This is a genomic window from Micromonospora sp. NPDC048063, from assembly GCF_043202855.1.
GTDB lineage: Bacteria > Actinomycetota > Actinomycetes > Mycobacteriales > Micromonosporaceae > Micromonospora.
Genome location: NZ_JBIDBG010000004.1, coordinates 210,079 through 223,919, shown reverse-complemented (window position 1 = coordinate 223,919; position 13,841 = coordinate 210,079). Strand labels below are relative to the sequence as shown.

At 71.7% G+C, this 13,841-nt stretch carries 13 protein-coding genes and 1 tRNA gene; 12 read left to right on the top strand and 2 right to left on the bottom strand.

The window, feature by feature from the left end:
- The first annotated feature begins 169 nt into the window (after window positions 1-169).
- From ACGFZ2_RS12730 to ACGFZ2_RS12720, 3 genes are all read left to right on the top strand, one after another.
- Entirely contained in the window at window positions 170-1,975 is a 1,806-nt protein-coding gene (locus tag ACGFZ2_RS12730; protein ID WP_393452909.1) for an ABC-F family ATP-binding cassette domain-containing protein, read from the top strand.
- Between the two features lie 114 nt (window positions 1,976-2,089).
- Window positions 2,090-2,545: a DUF4383 domain-containing protein gene (locus ACGFZ2_RS12725; protein WP_393452906.1), complete on the top strand. Its 456-nt coding sequence runs from the start codon at window positions 2,090-2,092 to the stop codon at window positions 2,543-2,545.
- Window positions 2,546-2,793: 248 nt separating this feature from the next.
- A complete protein-coding gene (locus ACGFZ2_RS12720) occupies window positions 2,794-3,270 on the top strand; it encodes a DUF4383 domain-containing protein (protein ID WP_357694138.1) in 477 nt (158 codons plus the stop codon).
- Window positions 3,271-3,281: 11 nt separating this feature from the next.
- Here ACGFZ2_RS12720 and ACGFZ2_RS12715 read toward each other — a convergent pair whose 3' ends face one another.
- Together ACGFZ2_RS12715 and ACGFZ2_RS12710 are read right to left on the bottom strand one after the other, a co-directional pair.
- Window positions 3,282-3,965, bottom strand: coding sequence for a TetR family transcriptional regulator (locus ACGFZ2_RS12715; protein WP_393259194.1), 684 nt, complete (start codon window positions 3,963-3,965; stop codon window positions 3,282-3,284).
- Window positions 3,966-4,188: 223 nt separating this feature from the next.
- Window positions 4,189-5,148 (bottom strand): acyl-CoA desaturase, encoded by a 960-nt coding sequence (locus tag ACGFZ2_RS12710; protein WP_393452903.1) that lies wholly within the window; start codon window positions 5,146-5,148, stop codon window positions 4,189-4,191.
- 133 nt (window positions 5,149-5,281) lie between these two features.
- Here ACGFZ2_RS12710 and ACGFZ2_RS12705 point away from each other — a divergent pair, with 133 nt between their 5' ends.
- From ACGFZ2_RS12705 to cysN, 9 genes are all read left to right on the top strand, one after another.
- Window positions 5,282-6,130 (top strand): helix-turn-helix domain-containing protein, encoded by an 849-nt coding sequence (locus tag ACGFZ2_RS12705; RefSeq protein WP_393452900.1) that lies wholly within the window; start codon window positions 5,282-5,284, stop codon window positions 6,128-6,130.
- Window positions 6,131-6,154: 24 nt separating this feature from the next.
- Window positions 6,155-6,226: transfer RNA gene (locus ACGFZ2_RS12700), tRNA-Gln, on the top strand.
- Window positions 6,227-6,331: 105 nt separating this feature from the next.
- The gene (gene glmU / locus ACGFZ2_RS12695) at window positions 6,332-7,876 is read left to right on the top strand and encodes a bifunctional UDP-N-acetylglucosamine diphosphorylase/glucosamine-1-phosphate N-acetyltransferase GlmU (protein ID WP_393452897.1); all 1,545 of its coding nucleotides are present in this window, start codon (window positions 6,332-6,334) and stop codon (window positions 7,874-7,876) included.
- Window positions 7,877-7,933: 57 nt separating this feature from the next.
- Window positions 7,934-8,914 (top strand): ribose-phosphate diphosphokinase, encoded by a 981-nt coding sequence (locus ACGFZ2_RS12690; RefSeq protein WP_357694146.1) that lies wholly within the window; start codon window positions 7,934-7,936, stop codon window positions 8,912-8,914.
- A 297-nt stretch (window positions 8,915-9,211) separates the two neighbouring features.
- Window positions 9,212-9,901 carry a 50S ribosomal protein L25/general stress protein Ctc gene (locus ACGFZ2_RS12685; RefSeq protein ID WP_357694148.1) on the top strand — a complete coding sequence of 230 codons (690 nt, stop codon included), beginning with the start codon at window positions 9,212-9,214 and terminating at the stop codon, window positions 9,899-9,901.
- A gap of 105 nt (window positions 9,902-10,006) precedes the next feature.
- Entirely contained in the window at window positions 10,007-10,597 is a 591-nt protein-coding gene (gene pth, locus ACGFZ2_RS12680) for an aminoacyl-tRNA hydrolase (protein ID WP_393452894.1), read from the top strand.
- A 111-nt stretch (window positions 10,598-10,708) separates the two neighbouring features.
- Window positions 10,709-11,542, top strand: a complete 834-nt coding sequence (locus tag ACGFZ2_RS12675) for an inositol monophosphatase family protein (protein WP_393258348.1) — start codon at window positions 10,709-10,711, stop codon at window positions 11,540-11,542.
- A gap of 80 nt (window positions 11,543-11,622) precedes the next feature.
- On the top strand, window positions 11,623-12,534 hold the full coding sequence (gene cysD / locus ACGFZ2_RS12670; RefSeq protein ID WP_357694153.1) for a sulfate adenylyltransferase subunit CysD: 912 nt from the start codon (window positions 11,623-11,625) through the stop codon (window positions 12,532-12,534).
- Window positions 12,534-13,838 (top strand): sulfate adenylyltransferase subunit CysN, encoded by a 1,305-nt coding sequence (gene cysN / locus ACGFZ2_RS12665; RefSeq protein ID WP_393258350.1) that lies wholly within the window; start codon window positions 12,534-12,536, stop codon window positions 13,836-13,838. Before cysD ends, cysN begins: the two co-directional genes overlap by 1 nt.
- The last annotated feature ends 3 nt before the right edge of the window (window positions 13,839-13,841 follow it).

Here is a 13,841-nt window from a genome sequence, read left to right as displayed (position 1 = left end):
CCGGCGCTCCGGCGCCCGCTGACCAGGAACAAGCCGGCCGCCCCGCCGGTTGACCCGCGGCGGGCCCGGCTCCGGCCGGGGCGGGCCCCGGCGCCCGCGTACGCTGGGAGGCTCAGGCGTCCCAGGTGCCGACCGGCACGGGGACGCCTTGATCATGGGAGGTGAGGTCGTGGCCAACATCGTCAACCTGGACCGGGTGTCCAAGGGCTACGGCGCCGCCGGGCCACTGCTCACCGACGTCTCGCTCGGCCTCGACGACGCCGACCGGATCGGCGTGGTCGGCCTCAACGGCGCCGGCAAGTCCACCCTGCTGCGGCTGCTCACCAAGCAGGAGGAACCGGACGACGGGCGGGTCACCCACCGCCGTGACCTGCGGGTCGCCTGGCTGCCGCAGAGCCTGACGCTCGCCCCCGACGCCACCGTTCGGGACGTGGTGCTCGGCACGGCCTGGCTCGGCGAGAGCATGGGCGCCGAGCACGAGTGGGCCGGCGACGCCGGCGTCCGCGCCATCCTCGACGGCCTCGGCATGCCCCATCTCGGGCTCGACCAGCCGGTCGGCCCGATGTCCGGCGGCGAGCGGCGGCGCGTGGCGCTGGCCGCGCTGCTGGTCCGCGAGTCCGACCTGCTCATCCTCGACGAGCCCACCAACCACCTCGACGTCGGCGGCGTCGACTGGCTGGCCCGCCACCTCGTCGGCCGCAAGGGCGCGCTCGTCGTGGTCACCCACGACCGGTGGTTCCTCGACGCCGTCTGCACCACCACCTGGGAGGTCGCCGACCAGACCGTCCGGGCGTACGAGGGCGGCTTCGCCGCCTGGACCCTCGCCCGCGCGGAGCGCGAGCGGGTCGCCGCGGCCACCGAGGCCCGCCGGCAGAACCTGCTCCGCAAGGAGATCGCGTGGCTGCGCCGCGGCCCGCCCGCCCGCACCTCCAAGCCGCGGTTCCGCATCGATGCGGCCAACGCGCTCATCGCCGACGTCCCGCCGCCGCGCGACACCATGTCGCTGCAACGGCTCGCCACCGCCCGGCTCGGCAAGCAGGTGTACGACCTGGAGCAGGTGACCCTGCACGCCGGCCCGAAGGAGATCCTGCGCGACGTCACCTGGCAGGTCGGGCCCGGCGACCGCATCGCGATCCTCGGCCGCAACGGCGCCGGCAAGACCACCCTGCTGCGGATGCTGGCCGGTGTCACCCGCCCCGACGGCGGGCGCCTCGCCACGGGCTCGACCGTCCGGCCGGCCTTCCTCTCCCAGGAGCTGGCCGAGCTGCCCGGTCACCTGCGGGTCCTCGAAGCCGTCGAGGAGGTCGCCCGCCGGGTGCAACTCGGTGACCGGGAGGTCTCCGCCGCCCAGCTCGCCGAGGTGTTCGGCTTCGACGACCGGCGGCTATGGACCCCGGTCAGCGACCTCTCCGGCGGCGAGCGCCGCCGGTTGCAGATGCTCCGGCTGCTCGCCGGGGAGCCCAACGTGCTCCTGTTCGACGAGCCCACCAACGACCTCGACACCGACACCCTCGCCGCGCTGGAGGACCTGCTCGACTCCTGGCCCGGCACCATCGTCGTGGCCAGCCACGACCGCTACCTCATCGAGCGGGTCACGGACGTCGCGTACGGGATGTTCGGCGACGGGCGGCTGGTGCACCTGCCCGGTGGCGTCGACGAGTATCTCGCCCGGGCCGCCGGCCGACCCGGACCGGCCCCGACCGAGCCGGCCGCCGCGGTCAGCTCCGACGCGCCGGCCGAGGTCGGCATGTCCGCCGCCGAGGCACGCCAGGCCCGCAAGGAACTGGCCCGGCTGGAACGGCAGATCGCCAAGCTGGAGCAGAAGGAGGCCGCCCTGCTCGACCAGCTCGCCGCGCACGCCACCGACTACGCCAAGGTCGCGGAACTCGACGCGCAACTCAAGGAGCTGCGGGCCGAGCGGGAGCGGACCGAGGAGACCTGGCTGGCCCTGGCGGACGAGATCCCGGCGATCTGAGCCGGCCCTCGTCGTGGCGTCGCACGCGGGAGGCCCCCCGTGTGCGGCGTCACACCGCCACGTGCGGGACAATCGTCCGCGACCCCTCACCCGAACGGCGTTGGAGACACAGACATGGCCCACACCCCCGTCAACCACCCCGCGCGGCCGGTCTACCGGGCGATCGGCGGGCTGACCGGTCTGTACCTGGTGGCCTTCGGCGTGCTCGGCATCATCGCGAGCGCCGGCAACGAGGTCCTCGCCCAGGATGACACCCAGGTCCTCGGCCAGGGCACGAACCTCGGCTTCTCGCTGCTCACCGCCCTGCTCGGGGCGGCGGTGCTGGCCGGCACCGTGATCGGTCGCAACATCGACGTCATGATCAACCAGTGGCTGGCGTACACCATCATGGTGATCAGCCTCGCCGGTCTCGCCTTCATCCAGACCGAGGCCAACATCTTCAACTTCAGCATCATCACCGTCATCGTGCTGATGGTGGTCAGCCTGGTCCTGCTGACGGCCGGCATGTACGGCAAGGTCGGCACCGACGAGGAGCAGGAGGCCTGGCAGAAGGCCCGCCTCGTGCTCTGAGTCGTCGCTGGTTGCTCTCCGGGTTGTCGCCGGAGCCCGACCCGCTCCGGGCGGTCAGGCCTGATCCCTCCGCCGGTCGGGCTCCGGCGAAACCTGTCAGGGTCCCGCTCCAGCCCGGCCCTGCGGCCCGGTGGGGGTGGGACCTTTTGGTTTGCCTCCGCCGGGCGAGGCCTTCGGGCGTTTTGACGGACATCGGCCTTCTGTCCGGGTGACAATCGGGTGATTGTCACTACTCGGGCGGAGGGGTCATGGTCCACTTTCCGGTAAACCACCCGGCGCGGCCGATCTACCGGGTCCTCGCCGGGCTGGTCGGGCTCTACATCCTGGTCTTCGGGGTCTGGGGCACCGTCCAGACGCTGGGCGAACCACTCTTCGACCGGGGCGACACCTGGGTCCTCGGGCTCCGCACCAACCTGGCGTTCTCGCTGGTCTCGGTGATCTTCGGAATCGTGCTGATCATCGGCGCCTCCCGGCGCGGCAACCTCGGCCACTACATGAACCTGACCGCCGGAGTCGTCTTCCTGGTGACCAGCATCCTCATGATGGCCGTGCTCCAGACCGAGGCCAACTTCCTCAACTTCTCGATGTCCACCGTCATCGTGTCGATGTTCTTCGGCCTCCTCCTGCTCGGCACCGGCCTGTACGACAAGGTCGGCACCGACGAGCACGCCGCGGAGGAGCGGCGTCACCGCCACCACCCCGTCTCCGAGGCGCACACCCGCTGACCGCGGCGGACTCAGCGCCCCCGCACCGTGATCAGGCCCGGCTTGGCCTCCAGGTGCGACAGCCCGTTCCAGGCCAGGTTGACCAGGTGCGCCGCCACCGTCTCCTTCCGCGGCTTGCGAACCTCCAGCCACCAGCGGCCCGTCAGCGCCACCATGCCCACCAGCGCCTGCGAGTAGAGCTCGGCCAGCTTCGGGTCGTACCCGCGGCCGGAGAACTCCGCGCCCAGGATGTGCTCCACCTGGTGCGCCACGTCGTTCATCACGCTGCTGAAGTTGCCCGTCGCCGACAGCACCGGAGACTCGCGCACCAGCACCCGGAAGCCGCTGGTCTCCTCCTCGATGTACGTCAGCAGGGCCATCGCCGCCTGCTCCAGCAGCTCCCGCGGGTGGCCGGCGGTCAGGGCCGTGGTGATCCGGTCCAGCAGGGCCCGGACCTCCCGGTCCACCACCACCGCGTAGAGCCCCTCCTTGCCGCCGAAGTGCTCGTAGACCACCGGCTTGGAGACCTTCGCGCGGGCCGCCACCTCCTCTATCGAGGTGGCGTCGAAACCGCGCTCGGCGAAGATCTGCCGGGCGATCGAGATCAACTGCTCGCGGCGCTGGGCGGCCGACATGCGTACCCGTGAGGAGGGCTTGCCGGCGGGACCCGCTCGCCGCCGGCCGGTGCTGCCGTCGCTGCCAGGGGCATCCGCCATGTCGTCACTCCGCTGGCGCTCGGTGACGCCCTGTCGTGGGATGGTGCCGCCGGTGTGCTGGCTCATCTGGTCGCCCCACCGGCGGCCGGTCGGGTGGCGCTACGCCGCCCGACCGTATCCCCGCCGGGCCCGGCTCCCATGGTGCCGGGCCGTCCGTCGTTGCCCCCGCTGTGCTCGGTCACCCGGCCATACTGCCAGGTAGCCTTCGTCGGCACCGCCCGGTTTACCGCTCGCTGACCGGCTTGACGAGCTTCGCCGCGATGCGTTCGGGCTTCGGCCACCGCACGTCCCAGGCCGCGCCGACCTTCTCGAACAACCAGATCACCCGCGCCGAGATGTCCACCTGACCCCGCAGCACGCCGTGTCGGGCGCTGGTCGGGTCGGCGTGGTGCAGGTTGTGCCAGCTCTCGCCGAGCGACAGGATCGCCAGCGGCCAGAAGTTCGACGCCCGGTCGCCCTGGCGCATCGCGAACGGCCGCTCCCCGTAGACGTGGCACACCGAGTTGATCGACCAGGTCACGTGGTGCAGCAGCGCGATGCGGACGAGGCCGCCCCAGAAGAGGGCGGTCAGCGCGCCCTGCCACGACCAGGTGAGCAGGCCGCCCATCAGCGCGGGCCCCAGCACCGAGACGGTCACCAGCAGCGGGAAGAGCCGGTCCACCCGGTTGATGTCGCGGTCGGCGAGCAGGTCCGGGGCGAACCGCTTCCGGTTGGACAACTCCCGGCCGAAGAGCCAGCCGACGTGCGCGTGGAACAGGCCCTTGACCAGGCCACGGACGCTCTCCCCGAACCGCCACGGCGAGTGCGGGTCGCCGTCGAGGTCGGAGAAGGCGTGATGGCGCCGGTGGTCGGCCACCCACTGGATGATCTCGCCCTGCACCGCCAGCGAGCCCGAGACCGCCAGCGCCACCCGCAGCCACCGCCTCGCCTTGAACGAGCCGTGCGTGAAGTACCGGTGGTAGCCGACGGTGATGCCCAGCCCCGAGATCACGTACCAGACCGCGGCCACGGCCACGTCGGTCCAGCTCAGCCAGCCGCCCCAGGCGACCGGTACGGCGGCGACGAGGGCCAGGAAGGGGACCACCACGAACGCCCAGAGGGCGACGAGGATGCCTCGGGACTGGCTGCCCTGGGTAAGGGGTTTGGGGCCACTGGCGGCGGGCTCGAGGAGGGTGGTGGACATGGCACCTCGCAGAGGGACGGGAGATCACGAAGTTACGCCTACGTCACCGTAACTTAGGTTCCCGGGAAGCGCAGCGGACAGCGTCGGGCATGAATGCCCAGCAGTGTCGTACGCACGTTCTAACGTGCTGCTCGTGACAGATTCGCTCGCCGCCGAGGTGCGTCGGCTGCGTACCGTCGAGCAGCTCTCCGTCCGCGAGATCCGGGCGCGCACCGGCCTTGGCCGTGACCGGGTGCACGAGTTGCTCCGGGGCGTCCCGCCGCCGGAGCGGACACGCCGGCCGCGCGCCAAGGACGACCTCAGGTCCGCGGCCGCGGAGCTGCGCGCCGAGGGGCGGTCGGTCAATGACATCGCCCGGCAGCTCGGCGTGGCCAAGTCCACCGCGTACCAGTGGGTCAGGCACCTGCCGCTGGACGCGGACGAGGCGGTCGCCGAGCGGCGGCGGGCGCATTCGGCGCTGATGACCGAGGCGCGATGGGCGGCGCACCGCGAGGCCCGGGACGCCGCCCAGGCCGCGGAGCGGGGGCGGGCGGCGGGCGTGGTGGGGTCCCTCGGCGAACGGGATCTGCTCCTCCTCGGCGCGGCGATCTACTGGTGCGAGGGGACCAAGTCGAAGCCGTGGCGGCGGGACGACCGCCTCCAGTTCGTCAACAGCGATCCGGGCCTGCTCGTGCTCTTCCTGCGCTTCCTTGAGGTGTGCGGGGTCGGCCGAGACGTCCCCGGCTATCGCGTCAGCATCCACGAGACGGCCGACGCCGAGGCTGCCGTGACCTGGTGGGCGCGGGAACTCGATCTGCCGGTCGAGCGCTTCCAGCCCGCCAGTCTCAAGAAACACAAGGCGGCGACGGTGCGCCGCAACGTCGGTGATGACTATCGTGGCTGTCTGGTGATCACGGTGCCGCGCAGTCGCGAGCTCTACTGGCGGATCGAAGGTATGATCGCCGAGCTGTTCCGGATCGCGGGCGGTAGCAACAGAAATTGACGGCTCGTGCAGCTTGACATTCAATGGGGTGTGGGGTAACGGCAACCCGCAGGCCTTTGGAGCCTTGAGCTCCTGGTTCGAATCCAGGCACCCCAGCTCAAACCGCATCTACCGGCATTCGTGCGGCCGTGCCAGACGCCGGCCCACTGTCTGGTTAGCATGGCCGCGAGAGTGTCCGCCGTCCCGACGGGAGCCCGCGTCGTGTCCCAGCCCCACCTCCGCACCGTTGTCGTGCTCGCCGCCGGGGAGGGCAAGCGGATGAAGTCGGCGCTGCCCAAGGTGCTGCACCCGCTGCTCGGTCGTACCCTCGTCGGCCACGTGCTCGCCGCGGCCGCGCCACTGGCCGCCGACCGCACGGTGGTCGTGGTGGGTCACGGCGCCGACCAGGTCCGCGCGCACCTGGCGGAGATCGCCCCCCCGGCCACGCCGGTGCTCCAGGCCGAGCAGCTCGGCACCGGGCACGCCGTCCGGATCGCCCTGGACGCCGCGCCGGACGCGACGGGCACCGTGGTCGTGATCAACGGCGACGTGCCGCTGCTCCGCCCGGAGACGGTGGCCGCGCTCGTCGAGGCGCACGAGGGCGCGGGCGCGGCGGCGACCGTGCTCGCCGCGGAGGTGCCCGACCCGACCGGCCTGGGCCGGATCGTGCGGGACGCCGACGGGCGGCTGGAGCAGATCGTCGAGGAGCGGGACGCCACCCCGGCGCAGCGCGCGATCCGGGAGATCAACGCCGGCATCTACGCGTTCGACGCGGCCCGGCTGCGCGACGCGCTCGGCAAGCTGTCGACCGACAACGACCAGGGCGAGGAGTACCTGACGGACGTCTTCGGCCTGCTGGTCTCGGCCGGCGAGCCGGTGGCGGTGCACGTCGCTGCCGACCATGTCGAGACGCTGGGCTGCAACGACCGGGTCGAGTTGGCCGCGCTGCGCCGCCTGCTGCGCGACCGGGTCAACGAGGCCTGGATGCGGACCGGGGTCAGCCTGCTCGACCCGGACACCACGTGGATCGACGTGACGGTCGCCCTGGACCGGGACGCGGTGGTCGACCAGAACACCCAGCTGCGCGGCGGCACGGTGGTCGGCACCGGCGCGGTCGTGGGGCCGGACGTGACGCTGATCGACACCGTGGTCGGCCCGGGCGCCACCGTGCTGCGCAGCCACGCGGTGGGCGCGGAGGTCGGTCCGGGCGCCACCGTCGGGCCGTACGCGTACCTGCGGCCGGACGCCCGGCTGGCGGAGAAGGCCAAGGTGGGCACGTTCGTCGAGGTGAAGAACTCCGAGGTGGGCGCGGGCGCGAAGGTGCCGCACCTGTCGTACGTGGGGGACGCGACGATCGGCGCGAAGGCCAACATCGGCGCGGCGACGATCTTCGTGAACTACGACGGGGTGAACAAGCACCGCACGACGGTCGGCGAGGCCGCCTTCATCGGCTGCGACACCAGCCTGATCGCGCCGGTCGAGGTGGGCGCGGGGGCGTACGTGGCGGCGGGCAGCGCGATCACCCAGGACGTGCCGCCCGGCGCGCTCGGGGTGACCCGGGCGCCGCAGCGCAGCATCGACGGTTGGGTGGCCCGCAAGCGGGCCGGCACGGTCTCCGCCGAGGCGGCACAGCGGGCCGGCGGTGCTGGTCGGGCCGACGAGGATGCGTCGGCGCGCGCTTTCGGGGCAAGTGAAGGTGAGGCAATCCACGGGGATGCCGAGGCGGTCAACCCGGCGTCCGGCGCGGGGGATACTGCAACCGAATAGTCCCCGGCCCACCACCACCGTGCCGGGTACCACCGACCAACGGGAGCAGACGGGCCCATGGGCAGCATCGTCGCCGAAAACCGCAAGAGCCTGATGCTTTTTTCCGGACGTGGCTTTCCGGAGTTGGCCAAGGAGATCGGTGAGGTGCTCGGCGTCGCGCCGACGCCGGCCGACGCGTACGAGTTCGCCAACGGCGAGATCTTCGTACGGTTCAAGGACTCGGTGCGTGGTTCGGACGCCTTCGTGGTGCAGTCCGTGACGCACGGGGTCAACACCTGGGTCATGGAGACCCTGATCATGATCGACGCGCTGAAGCGCGGTTCGGCCAAGCGGATCACCGTGGTCCTGCCGTTCTACCCGTACGCCCGGCAGGACAAGAAGCACCGCGGCCGGGAGCCGATCTCGGCGCGCCTGATCGCCGACCTGTTGAAGACAGCCGGGGCCAACCGCATCCTCACCGTCGACCTGCACACCGCGCAGATCCAGGGCTTCTTCGACGGCCCGGTCGACCACCTGTTCGCGATGGACATCCTGGCCGAGTACGTCCAGCACAAGTACGCGGGCCGCCCGATGACGGTGGTCGCGCCGGACTCGGGCCGGGTGCGGGTGGCGGAGCGGTGGACCGACCGGTTGGGCGGCTGCCCGCTGGCCTTCATCCACAAGACCCGGGACCCGTTGAAGCCGAACCAGGTGGTGGCGAACCGCGTGGTCGGCGAGGTCGAGGGGCGGGTCTGCCTGATCGTCGACGACATGATCGACACGGGCGGCACGATCTGCAAGGCGGCGGACATCCTCCGGGAGTCCGGCGCCGCCGACGTGATCGTCGCCTCCACCCACGCCCTGCTCTCCGACCCGGCGACCGAGCGGCTGAAGAACAGCCCGATCAGCGAGGTCGTGGTGACCAACACGCTGCCGCTGCCGCCGGAGAAGCAGCTCGACAAGCTCACGGTGCTGTCGATCGCGCCGCTGCTGGCGCGGGCGATCCGCGAGGTGTTCGACGACGGCTCGGTGACCACCCTCTTCGGTGGCCTGAGCTGACCACCCGACGCGCGTGAGCCGGGCGGGGGCGGTGCCCCGGCCCGGCGTCCGCGTCGCCCTGCGGGCCGGCGGGAACGGTGATATGGGGACTGCCGGAAAGCGCGGAATCAGCTCGGGTAGACTGGTGCGGTTGCCACGGCGAGGGTGCCCGGCGGGCCGCTGACAAGCGCCGCACGGAGGCACCGTCATCGACGCGGTGCTCCGGGCAGTCGTTCTCGACGCATGAGCCCCAGCGAGCCCCTCGCCCCAGCACCGCCAGTCGACAAGCCGCCGCAGCGAAGCATCAGGAGTTTCCCCGTGTCCGAGGTAAAGATCAGCGCCGAGCCCCGTACCGAGTTCGGCAAGGGTGGTGCCCGTCGTACCCGCCGGGCCGGCAAGGTGCCCGCCGTGCTGTACGGCCACGGCGAGAAGCCCAAGCACATCGCGCTGCCGGCCCGTGAGTTCGCGGCCGCGATCCGCAAGGGCGGCGCCAACCAGCTCTTCGCGATCGAGGTCAGCGACGGCACCCAGGTGCTGGCGCTGCCGAAGGCGATCCAGCGTGACCCGATCAAGGACACCTTCGAGCACGTGGACCTGCTGCTGGTCCGCCGGGGCGAGAAGGTCACCGTCGAGGTCCCGGTCCAGCTGACCGGTGAGGCCGCGAAGGACACGCTGATCGTGCACGACCACGACACCCTCTCGGTGACCGCCGACGCCACCAAGGTGCCGGACCACCTGGAGGCGTCGATCGAGGGCCTGGAGGCGGGCACCCAGATCACCGCCGGCGACGTGGAGCTGCCGGCCGGCGTCGAGCTGGTCGCCGACCCGGAGCTGCCGGTCGCCGCCGTGACCGCCGCGCCGACCGCCGAGCAGCTCGAGGCCACCCTCCCCGAGGTCGAGGAGGCCGCCGAGGAGGCCGAGGCCGAGGTCGGCGAGGAGACCGCCGAGGGCGCCGAGGCTCCGGCCGCCGAGGGCGAGGAGACCGCCGAGGCGAAGACCGAGGCCTGATCGGTCCGCATCGTTGCCACAGGCGTCCCCGCACGGTCGGGGGCGCCTGTCGGCGTATCGGTGCCCGGGCAGGTGGGTGAGGGTGAGCAGCGGGAGGGGCGGGGCGTGACGGACGAGGCGGGGCCGTGGCTGGTGGTCGGCCTGGGCAACCCCGGTCGGGAGTACGCCGGCAACCGGCACAACGTCGGCTTCATGGTGGCCGACCTGCTGGCGGGTCGGCTCGGCGCGAGGTTCGGCCGGCACAAGCGGGCGGTGGCGGAGGTCGCCGAGGGGCGGCTCGGGCTCGGTGGGCCGAAGCTGGTGCTGGTGAAGCCGCTGACCTACATGAACCTCTCCGGCGGGCCGGTGACCGGCCTGGCCCAGTTCCACAAGGTGCCGCCTGGCCGGGTGATCGCCGTGCACGACGAGCTGGACATCGGCTACGGCCAGGTGCGGGTGAAGTGCGGCGGCGGCGAGGGCGGGCACAACGGCCTGCGGTCGATGTCGAAGTCGCTGGGCACGAAGGAGTACGTCCGGGTGCGGTTCGGCATCGGCCGGCCGCCGGGACGGCAGGATCCGGCGGACTACGTACTGTCGGATTTCAGTGCGGCCGAGCGTAAGGAACTGGAGTTCCTGGTGGACCGGGCGGCGGACGTGGTGGAGTCGGTGATCACCAGGGGCGTGGAGCCGACGCAGAATCTCTACCACGGGGTGTGAGCGCCGGATCGCCCGCGGTGAGCCGGTAGTCTTCGCCTTTCGGCGTGGCGCACCGGCGACGCGGCTCGGCGTGCCGGCGCGGAGCGTGGCGAGGCGACGGGAGCGGGAATCATGGGCAGTCCTCCGATGATCGACGGCGCGTTCGCCCGGTGGCTGGCGGCGCGGGCCAGTGTGGCGCTGGTCCGCCTGCGGTCCGAGATGGGTTTCGCCGACGCGGGGGCGTTGAAAGCCGCGGGCGACAAGGTCTCGCACGACCTGATCCGCACCGAGTTGGCGAAGTGGCGGCCGGGCGACGCGGTCCTCTCCGAGGAGGACGAGGGGTCGCGGCTGGCCTGGGCGGCGGAGGTGAACGCCGGGGCGGTGTCCCGGCTGACCGCCGACCGGGTGTGGATCGTCGACCCGCTGGACGGCACCCGGGAGTTCGCCGAGGAGGGGCGTTCGGACTGGGCGGTGCATGTGGCGCTCTGGTCGCGGGCCGCGCCGACGCCGCACGGCCTGGTCGCGGGCGCGGTCGCGCTGCCGGCGCAGCAGCGGTTGCTGGGCACCGACTATCCGCCGGCGTACCCGCCGATGATGGTGGAGGCGGCGACCGCGCCCGGCGGGCGGACGATCCGCCTGGCGGCGAGCCGGAGCCGGCCGCCGGTGTTCCTGACCGACCTGGCGGAGGACGTCGGGGCGCACCTGGTGCCGATGGGCTCGGCCGGGGCCAAGATCGCCGCGGTGGTGACCGGTGAGGTGGACGCCTACATCCACGCGGGCGGGCAGTACGAGTGGGATTCGGCGGCGCCGGTGGCTGTGGCGACGGCCACCGGACTGCACGCTTCCCGGATCGACGGTTCTGCGCTGAAATACAACGAGGCGGATCCGCGTCTGCCGGACCTGCTGGTCTGTCGCAAGGATCTCGCCAGTCGGTTGCTTGCAGCGCTGCAGCGTCATTCCGGGTAGCCTGAGCGGCACTTCTTGGCATACCCGACCGGAAAGGTCTGGAATCAGATGAGCGGATTCGACCGAAGCGAGCCCGTGTCATGACCGCCCCCGCCGCCTACCAGGTGTCCCACCTCGACGCGCTGGAGGCCGAGAGCATCTTCGTGATGCGCGAGGTGGTCGCCGAGATGGAGCGGCCGGTGCTGCTCTTCTCCGGCGGCAAGGACTCGATCGTCATGCTCCGGCTGGCCCAGAAGGCGTTCGCCCCGGCCAACATCCCGTTCCCGGTGATGCACGTGGACACCGGCCACAACTTCCCGGAGGTCCTCGAATACCGGGACCAGCGGGTCGCGGAGCTGGGGCTGCAACTGGTGGTGGCGAGCGTGCCGGAGGCCCTGGCCAGCGGCCTGGTCCGCGAGTCGGCCGACGGGATGCGCAACCGGATCCAGACCCCGGTGCTGCTGGAGGCGGTGGAGAAGCACCGCTTCGACGCGCTCTTCGGCGGCGCCCGCCGCGACGAGGAGAAGGCCCGCGCCAAGGAGCGGGTGTTCAGCTTCCGCGACGAGTTCGGCCAGTGGGACCCGAAGAACCAGCGTCCCGAGCTGTGGGCGCTCTACAACGGCCGCCACCACCCGGGCGAGTCGATCCGGGTCTTCCCGCTGTCCAACTGGACCGAGCTGGACGTGTGGCACTACATCGCCCGCGAGCGGATCGCCCTGCCGTCGATCTACTACGCGCACGAGCGCGAGGTGATCGAGCGGGACGGGATGCTCTACGCGGTCAACGAGTTCTTCCGCCCCCGGGCGGGCGAGGAGCGGTTCAAGGCGCGGGTGCGCTACCGGACGGTGGGCGACGCGTCCTGCACCGCGGCCGTCCGCTCCGACGCCGACACCGTGGAGAAGGTCATCGAGGAGGTCGCCGCCACCCGGATCACCGAGCGTGGCGCGACCCGCGGCGACGACCGGGTCAGCGAGGCCGCCATGGAGGACCGCAAGCGGGAGGGCTACTTCTGATGACCACCGAGACCGTCGCGCAGGCGACCACCGAGACGGCCGGTCGCCCCATGGACCTGCTGCGCTTCGCGACCGCCGGCAGCGTGGACGACGGCAAGTCGACCCTGATCGGGCGGCTGCTGTACGACACCAAGTCGCTCTTCACCGACCAGCTCGCCGCCGTGGAGGCGGTCAGCGCGGCGCGGGGCGACGAGTACACCAACCTGGCGCTGCTCACCGACGGACTGCGGGCCGAGCGGGAGCAGGGCATCACCATCGACGTGGCGTACCGCTACTTCGCCACGCCGCGGCGGAAGTTCATCATCGCCGACACCCCCGGGCACATCCAGTACACCCGCAACATGGTCACCGGGGCGTCGACGGCCGACCTGGCGCTGATCCTGGTGGACGCCCGCAAGGGCCTGGTCGAGCAGTCCCGCCGGCACGCGTTCCTCTGCTCGCTGCTGCGGGTGCCGCACCTGGTCCTCTGCGTCAACAAGATGGACCTGGTCGACTACTCGCAGGAGGTCTTCGAGCGGATCGCGGACGAGTTCACGGCGTTCGCCGCGAAGCTCGACGCCCCCGACCTGACCGTGGTGCCGATCTCCGCGCTCAAGGGCGACAACATCGTCAGCCGGTCGGAGAACATGCCCTGGTACGAGGGGCCGTCGCTGCTGCACCACCTGGAGCGGGTGCACATCGCCAGCGACCGCAACCTGGTCGACGTCCGGTTCCCCGTGCAGTACGTGATCCGGCCGCAGTCCACCACCGTGACCGACTACCGGGGCTACGCCGGTCAGGTCGCCTCCGGCGTGCTCAAGCCGGGTGACGAGGTGATGGTGCTGCCGTCCGGCTTCACCAGCCGGATCTCCGCCGTGGAGACCGCCGACGGGCCGGTCGCGGAGGCGTTCCCGCCGATGTCGGTGACCGTACGCCTCGAGGACGAGATCGACATTTCGCGGGGCGACATGATCTGCCGGCCGAACAACGCCCCGGCGGTGGCCCAGGACATCGAGGCGATGGTCTGCTGGCTGGACGAGACCCGCCCGCTCCAGGTCGGCGGCAGGTACGCCGTCAAGCACACGACCCGCTCGGCGCGGGCCATCGTGCGCGGCCTGCACTACCGGCTGGACATCAACTCGCTGCACCGGGACGACTCGGCCGGCGAGCTGCGGCTCAACGAGATCGGCCGGGTGCGGCTGCGCACCACCGTGCCGCTGCTCGCGGACGAGTACCGGCGCAACCGCACCACCGGCGGGTTCGTCATCATCGACGAGACCACCAACCGTACGGTCGGCGCGGGGATGATCGTCGAGGCGCAGTGAGCC

What these genes read in the sequence shown, in the direction of transcription:
- ACGFZ2_RS12725 (WP_393452906.1), top strand. Translation starts at nt 2,090, where the DNA reads ATGGCCCACACCCCCGTCAACCACCCCGCGCGGCCGGTCTACCGGGCG.
- ACGFZ2_RS12720 (WP_357694138.1), top strand. Translation starts at nt 2,794, where the DNA reads ATGGTCCACTTTCCGGTAAACCACCCGGCGCGGCCGATCTACCGGGTC.
- ACGFZ2_RS12715 (WP_393259194.1), bottom strand. Translation starts at nt 3,965, where the DNA reads ATGGCGGATGCCCCTGGCAGCGACGGCAGCACCGGCCGGCGGCGAGCG.
- ACGFZ2_RS12710 (WP_393452903.1), bottom strand. Translation starts at nt 5,148, where the DNA reads ATGTCCACCACCCTCCTCGAGCCCGCCGCCAGTGGCCCCAAACCCCTT.
- ACGFZ2_RS12690 (WP_357694146.1), top strand. Translation starts at nt 7,934, where the DNA reads ATGGGCAGCATCGTCGCCGAAAACCGCAAGAGCCTGATGCTTTTTTCC.
- ACGFZ2_RS12675 (WP_393258348.1), top strand. Translation starts at nt 10,709, where the DNA reads ATGGGCAGTCCTCCGATGATCGACGGCGCGTTCGCCCGGTGGCTGGCG.
- cysD (WP_357694153.1), top strand. Translation starts at nt 11,623, where the DNA reads ATGACCGCCCCCGCCGCCTACCAGGTGTCCCACCTCGACGCGCTGGAG.
- cysN (WP_393258350.1), top strand. Translation starts at nt 12,534, where the DNA reads ATGACCACCGAGACCGTCGCGCAGGCGACCACCGAGACGGCCGGTCGC.